General features: G+C 61.0%; 17 protein-coding genes and 1 other annotated feature. Of the genes, 12 read left to right on the top strand and 5 right to left on the bottom strand.

All coding sequences use genetic code 11. The annotated features are described in order from the left end of the window. Window positions 1-6: 6 nt before the first annotated feature. The 3 genes from wecB to JNJ45_02965 are packed head-to-tail and all read left to right on the top strand — an operon-like array spanning window position 7 to window position 2601. The gene (wecB, locus tag JNJ45_02975; protein MBL8047623.1) at window positions 7-1140 is read left to right on the top strand and encodes a UDP-N-acetylglucosamine 2-epimerase (non-hydrolyzing); all 1134 of its coding nucleotides are present in this window, start codon (window positions 7-9) and stop codon (window positions 1138-1140) included. Further along, window positions 1131-1994 (top strand): undecaprenyl-diphosphatase UppP, encoded by an 864-nt coding sequence (gene uppP / locus JNJ45_02970; protein ID MBL8047622.1) that lies wholly within the window; start codon window positions 1131-1133, stop codon window positions 1992-1994. The genes wecB and uppP overlap by 10 nt, the downstream gene beginning before the upstream one ends. A 1-nt stretch (window position 1995) precedes the next feature. Continuing rightward, window positions 1996-2601, top strand: coding sequence for an aminoacyl-tRNA hydrolase (locus tag JNJ45_02965; protein ID MBL8047621.1), 606 nt, complete (start codon window positions 1996-1998; stop codon window positions 2599-2601). Here JNJ45_02965 and JNJ45_02960 read toward each other — a convergent pair. Continuing rightward, window positions 2579-2959, bottom strand: a complete 381-nt coding sequence (locus JNJ45_02960; GenBank protein MBL8047620.1) for a hypothetical protein — start codon at window positions 2957-2959, stop codon at window positions 2579-2581. The genes JNJ45_02965 and JNJ45_02960 overlap by 23 nt on opposite strands. Before the next feature lie 40 nt (window positions 2960-2999). Further along, on the bottom strand, window positions 3000-3350 hold the full coding sequence (locus JNJ45_02955) for a hypothetical protein (protein ID MBL8047619.1): 351 nt from the start codon (window positions 3348-3350) through the stop codon (window positions 3000-3002). A 50-nt stretch (window positions 3351-3400) separates the two neighbouring features. On the opposite strand from JNJ45_02955, the gene JNJ45_02950 reads away from it, so the two are divergent. Then, entirely contained in the window at window positions 3401-3691 is a 291-nt protein-coding gene (locus JNJ45_02950) for a 4a-hydroxytetrahydrobiopterin dehydratase (GenBank protein ID MBL8047618.1), read from the top strand. 74 nt (window positions 3692-3765) lie between these two features. Further along, window positions 3766-4275 carry a glutathione peroxidase gene (locus tag JNJ45_02945; protein ID MBL8047617.1) on the top strand — a complete coding sequence of 170 codons (510 nt, stop codon included), beginning with the start codon at window positions 3766-3768 and terminating at the stop codon, window positions 4273-4275. A gap of 3 nt (window positions 4276-4278) precedes the next feature. Here the strand turns inward: JNJ45_02945 and JNJ45_02940 are convergent, their stop codons facing one another. Continuing rightward, window positions 4279-4890, bottom strand: coding sequence for a ComF family protein (locus JNJ45_02940; GenBank protein ID MBL8047616.1), 612 nt, complete (start codon window positions 4888-4890; stop codon window positions 4279-4281). A 41-nt stretch (window positions 4891-4931) separates the two neighbouring features. On the opposite strand from JNJ45_02940, the gene rocF reads away from it, so the two are divergent. Next, entirely contained in the window at window positions 4932-5906 is a 975-nt protein-coding gene (gene rocF / locus JNJ45_02935; protein MBL8047615.1) for an arginase, read from the top strand. Here the strand turns inward: rocF and JNJ45_02930 are convergent. After that, entirely contained in the window at window positions 5881-7329 is a 1449-nt protein-coding gene (locus JNJ45_02930; GenBank protein MBL8047614.1) for a cryptochrome/photolyase family protein, read from the bottom strand. The two genes, rocF and JNJ45_02930, sit on opposite strands and share 26 nt — an antisense overlap. A 60-nt stretch (window positions 7330-7389) precedes the next feature. On the opposite strand from JNJ45_02930, the gene JNJ45_02925 reads away from it, so the two are divergent. Beyond that, window positions 7390-8070, top strand: coding sequence for a DUF192 domain-containing protein (locus JNJ45_02925; protein MBL8047613.1), 681 nt, complete (start codon window positions 7390-7392; stop codon window positions 8068-8070). 3 nt (window positions 8071-8073) lie between these two features. Here the strand turns inward: JNJ45_02925 and JNJ45_02920 are convergent, their stop codons facing one another. Next, the gene (locus JNJ45_02920; GenBank protein ID MBL8047612.1) at window positions 8074-9939 is read right to left on the bottom strand and encodes a homocysteine S-methyltransferase family protein; all 1866 of its coding nucleotides are present in this window, start codon (window positions 9937-9939) and stop codon (window positions 8074-8076) included. 318 nt (window positions 9940-10257) lie between these two features. On the opposite strand from JNJ45_02920, the gene JNJ45_02915 reads away from it, so the two are divergent. The 5 genes from JNJ45_02915 (at window position 10258) to rplL (ending at window position 13315) form a co-directional block, all read left to right on the top strand. Beyond that, the gene (locus JNJ45_02915; protein ID MBL8047611.1) at window positions 10258-11490 is read left to right on the top strand and encodes an MFS transporter; all 1233 of its coding nucleotides are present in this window, start codon (window positions 10258-10260) and stop codon (window positions 11488-11490) included. Window positions 11491-11543: 53 nt separating this feature from the next. Then, window positions 11544-11792: a hypothetical protein gene (locus JNJ45_02910; protein ID MBL8047610.1), complete on the top strand. Its 249-nt coding sequence runs from the start codon at window positions 11544-11546 to the stop codon at window positions 11790-11792. Beyond that, window positions 11789-12160, top strand: a complete 372-nt coding sequence (locus JNJ45_02905; protein MBL8047609.1) for a type II toxin-antitoxin system death-on-curing family toxin — start codon at window positions 11789-11791, stop codon at window positions 12158-12160. The genes JNJ45_02910 and JNJ45_02905 overlap by 4 nt, the downstream gene beginning before the upstream one ends. Before the next feature lie 34 nt (window positions 12161-12194). After that, window positions 12195-12335: a sequence feature (ribosomal protein L10 leader region), on the top strand. A 3-nt stretch (window positions 12336-12338) separates the two neighbouring features. After that, window positions 12339-12866, top strand: coding sequence for a 50S ribosomal protein L10 (gene rplJ / locus JNJ45_02900; protein ID MBL8047608.1), 528 nt, complete (start codon window positions 12339-12341; stop codon window positions 12864-12866). A 59-nt stretch (window positions 12867-12925) separates the two neighbouring features. Continuing rightward, the gene (rplL, locus tag JNJ45_02895; GenBank protein ID MBL8047607.1) at window positions 12926-13315 is read left to right on the top strand and encodes a 50S ribosomal protein L7/L12; all 390 of its coding nucleotides are present in this window, start codon (window positions 12926-12928) and stop codon (window positions 13313-13315) included. Window positions 13316-13321 lie beyond the last annotated feature (6 nt).

Raw genomic sequence — 13321 nt, 5'->3', positions numbered from 1 at the left:
TCTCTGATGGCTGAACGACCCCGTATCATTTTTGTCGTCGGAACGCGTCCGGATGCGATTAAGAGCGCTCCCGCGATCCTTGAATTCAAGAAATATCCGCAGGTTGAAACCGTCGTCGTGTCGACCGGTCAACACCGCGAAATGCTCGCCCAGGCGCTCGATGCGTTTGGCATTACCGCCGACTACGACCTCGACCTCATGCAAGCCGGGCAATCGCTGGCTCAGCTGACGAGCCGAGCGCTGGTGGGGCTCGACCAGATTTTCCAAGATGTGAACCCGGAATGGGTACTAGCGCAAGGCGACACGACCACCACGTTTGTCGCGGGCCTGGCCAGCTTCTACTTGCAGATTCCGTTCGGACACTTTGAGGCCGGCCTCCGCACGCCCACGATCTGGAACCCGTTTCCCGAGGAGTTCAATCGCCGCACGGTGGGCCTCTTCGCGCAGCATCACTACGCGCCGACCTCGCAAGCCGCCGACAATCTGCGCCGCGAGGGTGTGCCCGAGGATCAAATTTTTGTGACGGGTAACACCGGCATCGACGCCGTGCTCCAGATTGCCAAGCAGTCGGCGACCGCGTGGTATCCCGAGGAGACGCGCGACATCATTCTGCTCACCACGCACCGCCGCGAAAACTGGGGCGACCCGCAAACCCGCATCGCGCGCGCGTGCCGGCGACTCCTGGACGAACTGCCCAACACCGTTTTGGTGGCCGCGATGCACCGCAATCCAGCCGTGCGCGAGACGCTGCAACGCGAGCTCGGCGACCACGCACGCGTGCGACTGATTGAGCCGCCCGACTACCCAGATTTTGTGAAGCTCATGGAGCGCGCGAAGTTGATTCTCAGCGATTCAGGCGGTGTGCAAGAAGAGGCGCCCGCCTTTGCCCGTCCCGTGCTGGTGCTGCGCGAAACCACCGAGCGTCCCGAAGGCGTGGATCGCGGCGTGGCGAAGTTAGTGGGCACCGACGAGGAACTGATTCTGAGCGAGGCGCGCACATTGTTGACCGACGCCGACGCCTACGGCAAGATGGCGACCGCGGCGAGCCCCTATGGCGACGGTCGGGCGGCGGAGAGAATTCGATATCTTTTGCTCCAAGACTTACATATTTCCAGTCCAGAGGTGCCGCTATGGGCATAGTCGAAGCCGTCGTCCTCGGCATCATCCAAGGCGTCACCGAATGGCTGCCCATCAGCAGCACGGCCCACCTGCGGCTCGCGCCGCTGCTCTTTGGCTGGTCGGACCCCGGCGCGGGTTTCACCGCCGTGATCCAGCTCGGGACGCTCGCCGCCATCCTCATCTACTTTTGGGGCGACCTTACGAAAGTGTTTTTGGGCTGGCTTGGCTCGCTCACCGACAAGTCGAAGCGAGGGTCGCTGGAAGCCAAGCAAGGCTGGGCGATCTTCATCGGCACGTTGCCGATCGTGGTTCTGGGCAAGTTGTTTGAGCATCAGATCAAGGGACCGCTTCGTAGCCTCACGGTCATCGCGACCAGCCTCATCGTGGTCGGGATTCTGCTCTTTATCGCCGAACGCGTGAGCCGCAAGAAACTCAGCATGGAGGACGTCACGCCGATGCGCGGGTTGTGGGTCGGGCTCTGGCAAGCAGTGGCGCTGATTCCGGGCGCGAGCCGCAGCGGAAGCACCATCACCGGCGGTCTTTTGGCCGGATTCGACCGCAAGAGCGCGGCGCGATTTTCGTTCCTGTTGAGCGTGCCGAGCATCCTCGCGGCGGGCATCAAGGAAGTGTTCGACGCGCGCGATCAATTGGTATCGCTGAACGTGGCGAACGTTGGCGTGGCCACCGTCGTGTCGTTTGTCGTCGGGTTCGCGACGATCAAGTGGTTCATGGACTTTTTGGGCAAGCACTCCACCAACGTGTTCATCTACTACCGATTGGCGCTCGGCGCCCTACTGCTCGTGCTCATCGGCACGGGTCGGCTAGAACCCATGGCGGGACTGCCGCCCGAAGCCGCCAAGACCAGCAGCAAGTAGCATGTTCCGCCGCAAGCCAAGTGCGCCCACACTTCCGCCCGAATGGATCTTCGTCGGGCTCGGCAATCCGGGTCCGCAGTACGCGCACACGCGCCACAACGTCGGCTTCGACCTCATTGATCATCTGGCCGAAGCGGCCAAGCACACGCTGAAAACGCGCAAGCACTCGGCGGTGTACGAAGTCGTCCCCGTGGCCGGTGTGCCGTGCTTGCTGGTCAAGCCAATGACCTTCATGAACCTCAGCGGGCAGGCGGTGTCACCGATCCTCAAGGAATTCCGGCTCGGGCTCGACCGCCTCGTGGTGATCACCGACGAACTTGACCTTCCCGTCGGCGACGCCAAGTTCTCGCCGAAGGGTTCGGCGGGTGGCCACAACGGTCACAAGTCGCTGATCGCGACGCTGGGTTCGACCGAGTACGCGCGCATCAAAATCGGCATCGGCAAGGGCGAAGACGAAACGATTGATCACGTGCTCGGGCGGTTTCGTCCGGAAGATCGCGTGGACGTGAACAAGGTGATCGCGCGCGTGGCCGAGTGCCTCGAAACCGTGGCGTTACACGGCATTGACCGGGGGATCGCCGAGCTTAACCGGCAGCGGCCCCGGTAAGGACCTTCTTGCAGGCGCGCTCTTCGTATGAATGTTGCACGCTCAGCACGTGAAGCGGTAGCTGTTCGCGACCCCAAATCGGCGTCGCTCGCCCGATAAACGTTTGGTAGGCGTAGCGCCCGTCGTCCAGCGTCACCCATCGGCTTGGCCCTTGGCCGGTGCCCAAAATCACGAAGTGGCCGGGGTTAATGGTCACGTCGTCGGTGAACATGTGGCACGACACCGAGTTGTGATCGAGGCAAGTTTCGCTGAGCAGCACGTGCCCACGAAGCCGCACTCGCAAACCGCCCTGGTTCTGCAAGATCACAAATTCCGACGACGCCAAGTCGGAGTGTTCGATGGTAACAATCCGGATCATAGGTTATGGTTTTGGACGAGAAAGCTAGGAAAAAAGCCGCTTATTGGTTGACTTTTCGCGCCTTCACGGCTCGCATGTGCGCCATCCCCAACGCTACAAATACGATCAGCGACAGCCCGAGTACGCCGCCAGCCATGCCCGGCGACTTGCCCGCTTGCATCGCCCCGATCAGCCGCGTGGTCCAGAGAATCACCATGGCCAGCGAAACCACGCCCGCCAAGCGATAGCCGAGACTGGGATTTTTGCCCGCGATCACGGCGGCAATCACCGCCAGCAGACCCGCGGTCCCGCCGACGATCAGAGAGGTAGAACTGCCGGCTTTCAACCCCATGGCGCCGCCGCCAATGAGGGCCAGACCGTAAACCAACACGAGGATTTGGAGCTTGTTCACGATCCGTAAGTTTACCTGGAGCCGGTCCGCGTTCTCGGCCATAATGAGGCATGCGCACCAAGCTCACCGAAGCCCAAATTGGGGAAAAATTGACCGCCGGATGGACGTTCCGCGACAACATGATCCACCGCATCTACGAGTTTCCCAGCTATGCGCACGGCTCGCAGTTTGCCGCCGGCGTGGGCCTGCTCGCCGAGGGCATGGACCACCACCCGGACATTCTGATTCAGTGGCGCAAGGTCACCATCAGCCTGAACACGCACGATGCGGGCGGCGTGACCGACACCGACTTTGCCCTCGCCGAAAAGATTGAGCGACTACGAGAGCACGGACCCGCGTAGAATAGGGCATGCTCGACAAACTTAAGTCCGCCGTTACAGGAATCGCCGCCCTCGCCGGAGTCAGCGTGGGTTCCATGCCAGCCGAACTCGTGCCGGTCGCCAAAACCATTTACGAGTTCCAGATGAACTCGATTGACAAGAAGCCGGTGAAGCTCGACAAGTACAAGGGCAAGGTGCTCATCGTGGTGAATGTCGCCAGCAAGTGCGGTCTCACGCCGCAATACGAGGCGCTGGAAGCGCTCTACCGCAAGTACAAGGATAAAGGTTTGGTGGTGCTTGGCTTCCCCGCCAACGATTTTGGCGGCCAAGAACCGGGCACCGAAGAAGAAATCAAGACGTTCTGCAGCACGAAGTACGACGTGACCTTCCCGATGTTCGCCAAGGTCGAGGTGACCGGCGACAACACGGTCGGCATCTATCGCTGGCTGATCGAGCAAAGCGGCGATAAGTCTCCGATCGAGTGGAACTTCGCCAAGTTTGTGGTAGGCCGCGACGGCAAGTCCGTGCAGCGGTTCGGCTCGCGCCTCAAGCCGACGGACGAGAAGTTCGTCGCCGCGGTCGAAGCCGCGCTCGCGGCGAAGTAAGCTCTACTTCCCGGCGTAGACCAGCACTTGAATGCTCCCCGCCCCCGCGGCGAGGAGCGTTTTTGCGCATTCGCGAGCCGTCGCGCCGCTCGTAAACACGTCATCCACCAGCAAGACGTCGCGGCCACCGAGGTCGCCGTTCACGGTAAACGCGTTGGCGACGTTCTCGCTGCGTTCAAACGGCGATTGCCCGACCTGCTGCTTGGTGTAGCGATGCCGCTCCAACGTGTCAATTTGAACCTGCGCGGCGGGGAACGCGCGCACCAGATACTCCGCCTGATTAAAGCCGCGCTCGTAGCGGCGGCGCGGGTGAATCGGCACCGGAATCACCAAGTCATCCGGGCCGAGCAGGTTGTGCTTGGACGCAAACAGCATCAATTCGCGGCTCATGGTGCGGCCCAACGAGGTGCTCCGGTGGTACTTCAGAGCCTGCACCACGGGATACGCCGAGCGATACGTGTGGATCGCCCAGCCCGCCACGATGACGCCGTTCGGCGGGATCGCGATTTTCCCGAGCGGACGCATCGTTCGGCGGCAATCTTGGCAAAGCGCGGCTGGCCCCAGCCGCAGGCAAAGGGCGCATTTGCTCGGATACAGCAGGTCCAGCAAGGCCACGATCCAACTTACCTGCCCCGCCAGGGTGGAATAATCTCCTTATGCTGGAATTGTTGGGATTGCCCTTTGACAAAGGCGGGCGCACGCGCGGAAGTCGGCTTGGCCCGGCGGCCATTCGATTGGCGGGTCTCATCCCGGCGATGGCCGAGCTCGGCCACCCGATCTCCGACCTTGGCGACTTTAGCGTGCCCGAAACCGACACACCCGCAGGCGGTTGGCGAGAGTTCGATGAAGCGTTTCCGAGCTACCAACTCGCTCAGCAAAAGGTCGCTCAGGTTCTGGCGCGCGGTAACACGCCGCTGGTGCTCGCCGGCTCGCACGACGTGGCGCTCGGCACCGTCAGCGCGGCGTTGCGGCACCTGCAAGGCGATCTCGCCGTGCTTTGGATTGACGCTCACGCCGACCTGAACACGCCGGCGACTTCGCCGAGCGGGAACCTGCACGGCACGCCGTTGGCGGCCTTGCTCGGGCTGGCTCCGGGTTCCGCGCCGAACCAAAAATGGCTCGACCAATGGCAGCAATTGGTGGATTTGGCCGGTCCGCATCATCTGGAATCGCACCGTGTGGCGTGGCTCGGGCTCCGGTCGGTTGATCCCGGCGAGAGTCGGCACATGGCGCAACTCCCCGGCTGCCTGCCGCTGACCATGCAAAATATTGACCAGCACGGCATTCCCAAGCTGATCGAAGGGATTCGGCGTTGGGTGGAGGCGAGCGGTACGCGCAACCTTTGGGTTAGCTTCGACCTCGACAGCCTCGACCCCATCTACGCGCCGGGCACCGGCACCACCGTTCGCGGCGGACTGACCTACCGCGAGGGCCACATGATCGCCGAGTTGCTCAGCAAAATGCTTCGCGATGTGAATCTGGTGGGGCTCGATGTGGTGGAGGTGAACCCGACCCTTGACCAGTTCAATCTCACCGCGACCATGGCCACCGAGTGGATTTGTTCGCTCTTCGGCAAGCGCATCCTTGGCGGTTGGGAACCCGATCTCACGCCGTGGTTGTCCGGGCAATAAACTCGTCGGCTAGGTTCAAAATGCGGTCCCGCCGCTGCGGTTCGAGCCGATCGAATCCGCCGACCACCGGTCCCATGCGACGGTTGGCGGCAATCCAATTGCGGTTGCGGTGGATGAACCGCCAGTACAGCCCGTCCCACACCTCGCACCACTCACCGCGCGGTAAATCGCTCATCTTCAGAATGTACGCCGACCCGCTGATGTAGGGCTTGGTCGCGAAGAGTCCGCCGTCGGCGAGTTGCGACATGCCGTAGACGTTCGGCGCCATCACCCAATCGGCGCTGTCGATGAACATCTCCGTGAACCAGCGGTATGCCTCGTGCGGGTCCACGTCGCTCATGAGCATGGCCGACCCGGCGATCATCAACCGCTCGATATGGTGGCACCAGCCGTGCCGCTGCACTCGGCGGATCACCGTATCCAGCGGCGGCAGCCCGGTGGAGCCATCCCACCACGCCGAGCCGAGCTTTCGCGAGTTGCCAAACGGGCTGCTGAAGCTCCGTTGCGCCTGATGGTAGTCGCGGTCGATGCCCCGAATGAACTCGCGCCAGCCGATAACTTGGCGGATGAATCCTTCGCGGCTGGCGATCGGAATGCCGGGCATTTGCAACGCGGCGTCCACCACCTCGCGCGGGGTGAGGAGGCCGCAGTTGATCAGCATGCTCAGGCCGCTGTGCCACAGCATGACTTCCTCGCTCAGCATCGCGTCTTCGTAGGGCCCGAACTCGGCGAATCGGGATTCGAGGAATTCGCTCAGCCACTCGCGGGCGCCCTCGTGAGTGACCGGCCATCGAAAGTCGCTCGCCGCGCCCGGGTGGTCGGTGAACTCGCGCTCCACAAGCTTGATGACTTCCTGGGTGACGCCGTCCGGCTCGGGCCACCAGATGCTTGGCGGCCGCTTGCCGCGCGGAACCGGTTTGCGATTGTCGGCATCGAAGCTCCACTGGCCGCCTTCGGGTTGATCGCCATCCATCAGCACGCCGAGACGAAGCCGCTGCCTTTGGTAAAAATCGGCCATCAGCCGACGCTTCGTGCCCGCCGCACAGTGCGTCCAATCGTCGGCGCTCGTCAAAAATCCCGGACTATCTAGTAGGGTCAGCCGCACCCCCTGCTTGGCGCAGGCACTGCGCAGTTGCTTGGCAAAGCCCGCGTCGTGCGGCTCGTAGGTCACCACCTCTTGCTGCTCCTGAGCGAGAAGATTCTCCAGCAATCCGCGGTCGGATTCACCCCACCGCACGTAGCGGACCTCGCGCCCGCACCCGGCCGCGAAGTGCCGCATCGCCGAAAAGAACAGCGTCACCTTTTGCTGGTGATGCCGCATGCCCGTGGCCAGCGCCCGGTCTTCTTGCATGAAAACTGGGCCATCCGGCATGCCTGGCAACCCATCGAATAGCTGATCGCCAAGGACGAGAATCGTGGGCATGACGATTTCTACGCGGCGAACCTAACCTTTTGCGGGCCGGTACGTCTAAACTTATGCTGAATGCGCCGTCCGAATCTCATGATTACTTCCCTTATTGCCCTTGCTGCCATGGGTTGTGGCTCCGCAACACCCGAGTCCACGCCCGCCCCGCTGCCGGCGAAAGTCACCGCGGTGACCAAGCAAGCCGGTGGCGACCCCACCGGGCCGACGGGCACCAATTCCACCACCAATCCCGTGAAAGCTGATCCTCCCGCTGGCTCGCCGCCCAACCCCACAACGGTTGATGACAAGCTCATTGAAGAGGGCCTCAAGGCACGCAAGAAGCCCTACAACGCCGTTCGTTTGTATCAGCTGGATGAGCTTCAAGTGGTGAAGCTGGTGGTCAACAAGAAGAGTTACTACTGCTACGTAATGGACACCGAATCCAAGATGATGGAAGGGTGCATGCACCTGGAAAAGAACGAGCTTGCCGAGGACGAGGCGATGATCTTTGCCTATCCGAAGGCGGGCGCACTCAGCTTCTGGATGAAGAACACGCGCATTGACCTCGACATCATGTTCCTCAGCGACAAGAAGGTCGGGCTCAACGGCACGACCATGAAGGCTTACGACGAAACGGGCGTGCCCAGCAAGGGCAATGCGATGTACGCCGTCGAATTCCGCGCCGGCGTGATGAAGAAGGACGGCCTCACGGCGGGCATGAAGTTCGAGTTCGCGAACGTGAAGTTTAAGCTCGAGTAGTCTCTACGTAGCGACGGCGAACTTGCGGCGGTCGTAAACCAGGTCGTCGCCAATCTGCCAAACCTCAGGATCAATCCGGTCCTGAGGTTTGATTTTGCTAAAATGCACAATTGCGCTGGTGAGGCCGGCTTCGAGGCATCGCTGCAGGAACACGCTGTTGAGCACTTGGCGCGCGGCCGGTCGCAGGCCAAAGCTAATGTTGCTAATGCCGAGGGTGGTGTTGACTCGCGGGGCCAGTTCTTTGAGGCGGCGAATCGCTTCGATGGTTTCGATGCCCGCCTGCCGAAACTCCTCATCGCCGGAGCCGAGCGTAAAGGTCAGGGCGTCGATAAACACGTCGTGGTCGGGGAGGCCCGCCGCGCGGGTTCGATCCAGAATTCGCAGGGCGATCTCGACCTTCTTGTCGGCGGTTTTCGCCATGCCATCTTCGTCGATGGTCAGACCCACCACCGCCGCGCCGTACTTGCGGCAAAGGCCCAGCACACGCTGGGTGCGGTCCTCGCCATCCTCAAAGTTGATGGAATTGATTAGCGGCTTTCCGGCGAGCATCTTGAGCGATTCCTCCACCACCGGCGCCTCCGTGGAGTCGATCATGATCGGCACGGTGATGTGCTGGTTATAGCGGCTCAGCAGTTCGCGCATGTCCGAGCTCTCGTTGCGGCCCACGTAGGCACAGCACACGTCGAGCATGTGCGAACCCTCGCCCTCCAGCTCGCGGGCGAGTTCGGTCAGGCCGTCCCAGTTCTCGGCGGCGAGCATGTCGCGGAACGCCTTCGAGCCATTCGCATTGGTCTTCTCGCCGACGATCAGGAAGCTGGAATCTTGCTGGTAAGGCTGGAACTGGTAGAGGCTAGACGAGCCAACCAGCTTGAGGCCCTCCGCGCGTTCCTGGCTCGACATGTCGAAGTCGAACCCAGGATAGAGGTTGCGGACCTGCATCCAGTGCGCGGGCGACGAGTGCGCGCGACCACCCACGCGCTGCGCGACCGCGCGGATGTGATCGGGCGTCGTGCCGCAACAACCACCGCACAGCGCCACGCCATGCTCGGCGACAAAAATCTCATGGAAATCAGCAAGTTCTCCCGGAGAAAGCTTATACACAGCCTGACCATTCTCCATCATCGGCAATCCGGCGTTGGGTTGCACGCTCAAGGGGCGCGTGGAGTTTTGGCCGAGGAACCGAATGTGCGGCATCATCTCGGCGGGGCCGGTGGCGCAATTCATACCGACCGCCACCACCTCCGGGAAGCACTCGATCATGTTCAGAGCCGCGCTGATCTCGGAGCCGAGGAGTAAAGTACCAGTCTGCTCAACGGTAACTTGCACAATAACTGGCAACAAGCGGCCGGTTTCCTGCATCGCGTTGCGGGCGGCCACAAGCCCGGCCTTCACCATCAAGAGGTCTTGCAGCGTCTCCAACAGCAGCACGTCGGCGCCGCCATCGAGGCAGCCCTTAAAGGAGAGTCCATACGTGGCGACCAGCTCGTCGAAGGTGACTTGCCCGAGCGTGACGAGTTTTGTGCCCGGACCGAGCCCACCCGCGACAAACCGGCGGCGATCGGTGAACTCGTCGGCCACTCCGCGAGCGACCTGAGTCGCGGCCAGCGACACCTCGTAGACCAGTTCGGCGATGTCGTACTCAGCTAAAACGATGCTGGTTGAGCCAAACGTGTTGGTCTCGGCAATGTCCGAACCGGCGGCAAAGTAGCTGCGGTGGACGTCGGCCACTACGTCGGGCCGAGTGAAGGGCAAAATCTCGTTGCAGCCTTCAAGAAACTCCCCCGCCAGCCGTTCCGCGGCGGCGTTGACGGCGGGGGATAAGTGGGGTCGGGATTTGAGAGTGAAGTCGTCGCGATTGAGACCGGCCATTTGGAATTGGGTCCCCGTCGCACCATCAAAAACTAAAACCTTTTCTGCGAGAGATTCGAGAAAGGGGGAGTCAAACTTCACCTCTCCATTATGACGCCCTAGGGTTCGGGCGGCGAAAGCGAATCCTTAATCAGCGTCGAAAGACCCGTGATTCCCGCGACCCCAACAACCATTCCAACAATGTTCATCCATTCCATTCACGGGTCATATGCCACCCGACCGATCGGCTGATCCTGGTAGAAACTGCGGTCGCCGCACAAACGCGCACGATCACTGGCGGTATGGTTACGGGCCGGTAAAGTTGCGCACAATGGGGCTGTGAGCGCGTTCACCAATCGTTGGTCATGGTACTACGGCCTTAGCGCCTATTGGTTTGCCACCAGTGCCAAGTGGTTCATTCTGCTTCTTGTCGTGTTGCCGGGGCAGGTTCGAGACCTGGTTCCGGGCGGCGAAAAGGGCTCGACGTGGGGCACTGTCGTCATGATTGGCGCCTGCTGGGGCGTGTTTGGTCCGTCGCTGTTTGGGTTCCTTACCGACCGACTGGAAGCCAAAGTCGGCGCGCGAAGTCGCATGATCGGCATCGCCGCGGCCGCCACGTGTATCGCGCTGATCATGCTTTATGGCGCGCGCTCGGTGCCCATGATTATCATTGGCTACCTGTTGCTCCAAGTGGCCGACGACCTTGGCCAAGGGCCCTATCAGGCGATGATCCCCGATTTGGTGCCCGCCGAGCATCGAGGCCAAGCCAGCGCGGCTTATGGCGTCATGACCAGCGCGGCCCAGGTGGCCATCGCCCTCTATGCTCAGGCGGTGGGCAAGCCCGAGCTCATCTACATCGGGCTCGGCGTAATCCACATTCTCGCCGCCATCATCGTGCAGCGCACGGTTGCCGGCGCGGTTTCGTTGGCTCCCGCGGCCAGCGAGACCAAAGTCGGGTTCTTTGCGGCGTGGCGCGAGCCGTGGCGCGACCGCGACTTCTTTTGGGTGTGGTTTACGCGGTTCCTCAATGCGTTTGGGTTTTACATCATCGTCACGTACATCCAATACTTTCTGCAAGACGTGGTGGTGAATCCGGGGCCAGACGCGGCGAAGGCCGCGGGCCAACTCACGCAGATGATCGCGCTCATCATCGCCGTCACCGGCATCGTGGGGGCGCTCGTATCCTCCCGCATGAAGGGACGCAAGCGCACGGTCCGCATGTCCGGTTACATCATGCTGGTCGCCATCGTGCTGTTTATTTTCGTGCACCAGCAGGCGGTGCTGCTTGGCGCGGCGGCGGTGTTTGGCATTGGCTACGGCATGTACCTTAGCGCGGACTGGGCCCTCGTCAGCGACGTGTTGCCCGATCCCAATCAGGCCGGCGCACAGATGGGCGTGTGGAGCATGGCCAGCGTCGCGCCGCAGATCATCAGCGGCGGGCTCGGCTTCGGAATCGAGGCGCTTAACCGCTCTCTGGGAAAGGGCCAAGGCTACACCATCGCCTTCACGGTGGCAGCGGTGGCGTTCCTGCTGTCCACGGAATTGGTCGTCAAAGTTCGCGGAAGCACCTAAAATGTGGAACCATCAAGAAATATCATGATGTTTCATGAAACATTTATTGGGCAGTGAGCGTCGAAGGATTCATGGGGAAGATAAAGCGACAAAAATTTGCGACGCAGGTCAGCGAAGAGCTCCTCGCCAGGACGCGCGAGTACGCCGCCTCCGAGGGCAAGCAACTCCAGATGGTGGTTGAAGAGGCCCTTGCCGACTACCTTGTCAAAGAGAGCGGCGTGGGCGTTCGTCCATTTGTGCTGCGACACTTTGAGGACAGCTACCGCGATAACGAAGAGCTCTACAAACTGCTGGCTCAATGAGGTTTCTGTACCCAACCCTCGACGAGGTGTTGGCGTTGCACGACTTCCTCATTGAGCGGCAGGGTGGCTCGACGGGCATCCGTGACAAGGGACTGATCCAAGCGGCCTTGGCGCGCCCGCAATCGGGCTACTACCCTGGCCTCCTCGAAGAAGCAGCTGCGCTGTGGGAAAGCCTCTGGCAGTACCATCCGTTTGTTGACGGAAACAAGCGTGTCGCCCTCGCCACCACCGACGTGTTCTTGCGCATGAACGGGACGGCCATTCGCGTGCGGAGTCGCGAAGCCCACGGCCTCATGATTCAACTGCTTGAAGACGGGAGATTCAACTTTGACGAGCTGCTCAAGTTGCTTCAAGACTGGACCAGCTAAACCGCCCCCCTTGCGCCTGCCCCGCTCCAAGCGGTACAATAGTCGAAAAGCTCTGAAGACAGCAGGAGGGTTCGCCCTTAATTTCCTGCCGAGGGGGAAAAGTTAGAAGGTTTCGGCGATCGCTCGCCACCAAGCCTCTGGACTCTACCCGTCCAGAGGCTTTTTCATTGACAAAACTATGCCAACTGCAGAAAAAGCAGCCGTAATCGATCAGGCGCGTGAGTGGTACCAAGGTGCCGCTGGTATGGTGTTTGCCGACTACCGAGGTCTGACCGTCAAGGAGATGCAAAAGCTCCGTGGCGATCTTAAGGCCAAGGGTGGCGACATTCACGTTATCAAAAACACGCTCTTCCGCATTGCGGCCGGCGAAGAAATCGTCGCGCAGTTGCCCTATGAATTCCACAATGGACCGACGGCCGTAGCGTTCTTTACCGAGAACGAAGCCGAGTGCAGCAAGATCCTCATGGATTTTGTGACGAGCAGCAAGAAGCTAGCCGTCAAGGGAGGCCTGTTCGCAGGCAAGACCTTTGATGCCAAGCAAGTCGAAGCGCTCAGCAAGCTCCCAAGCCGCGAAATCCTGATTGCACAAGTTATCGGAGCGATTGCCGCCCCGCTGACGAATGTTGTGGGCGTCATCGAGGCCCTTTACGCTCAGCCCATCCGCACGATTGGCGCTGTGGCCGACAAGGTCGCCGAAGGCAACTAAGTTTCTCTCCTCCCCGCCCCCAAGGCCACGACCAACCAAATTAAGAAGTAACCAAGACAATGGCATCTACTGTTGAAAAACTCGTTGAAACGATTAGCGGCATGACCGCCCTGGAACTGAGCGAACTGAAGACCGCTCTCGAAGACAAGTTCGGCGTAACCGCCGCTGCTCCCATGATGGGCATGCCCATGATGATGGGTGGTGGCGACGGTGGCGGCGCAGCTGCAGCCGAAGAGAAGACCGAATTCAATGTCGTTCTGACCGACGCTGGTGCAGGCAAGCTGAACGTCATCAAGGTTGTCCGCGAAATGACCGGTCTCGGCCTCAAGGAAGCCAAGGACCTCGTAGACGGCGCTCCGCAAACCATCAAGGAAGGCGTCGGCAAGGACGAAGCCGAAAAGATGAAGGCCGCGCTTGTCGAAGCCGGCGCCAAGGTCGAGCTGAAGTAGTTTCAA

This window comes from Chthonomonas sp., assembly GCA_016788425.1.
GTDB lineage: Bacteria > Armatimonadota > Fimbriimonadia > Fimbriimonadales > Fimbriimonadaceae > JAEURQ01.
The sequence above is the reverse complement of the archived record's forward strand: the minus strand, read 5'-3'. Positions and strand labels throughout refer to the sequence as shown.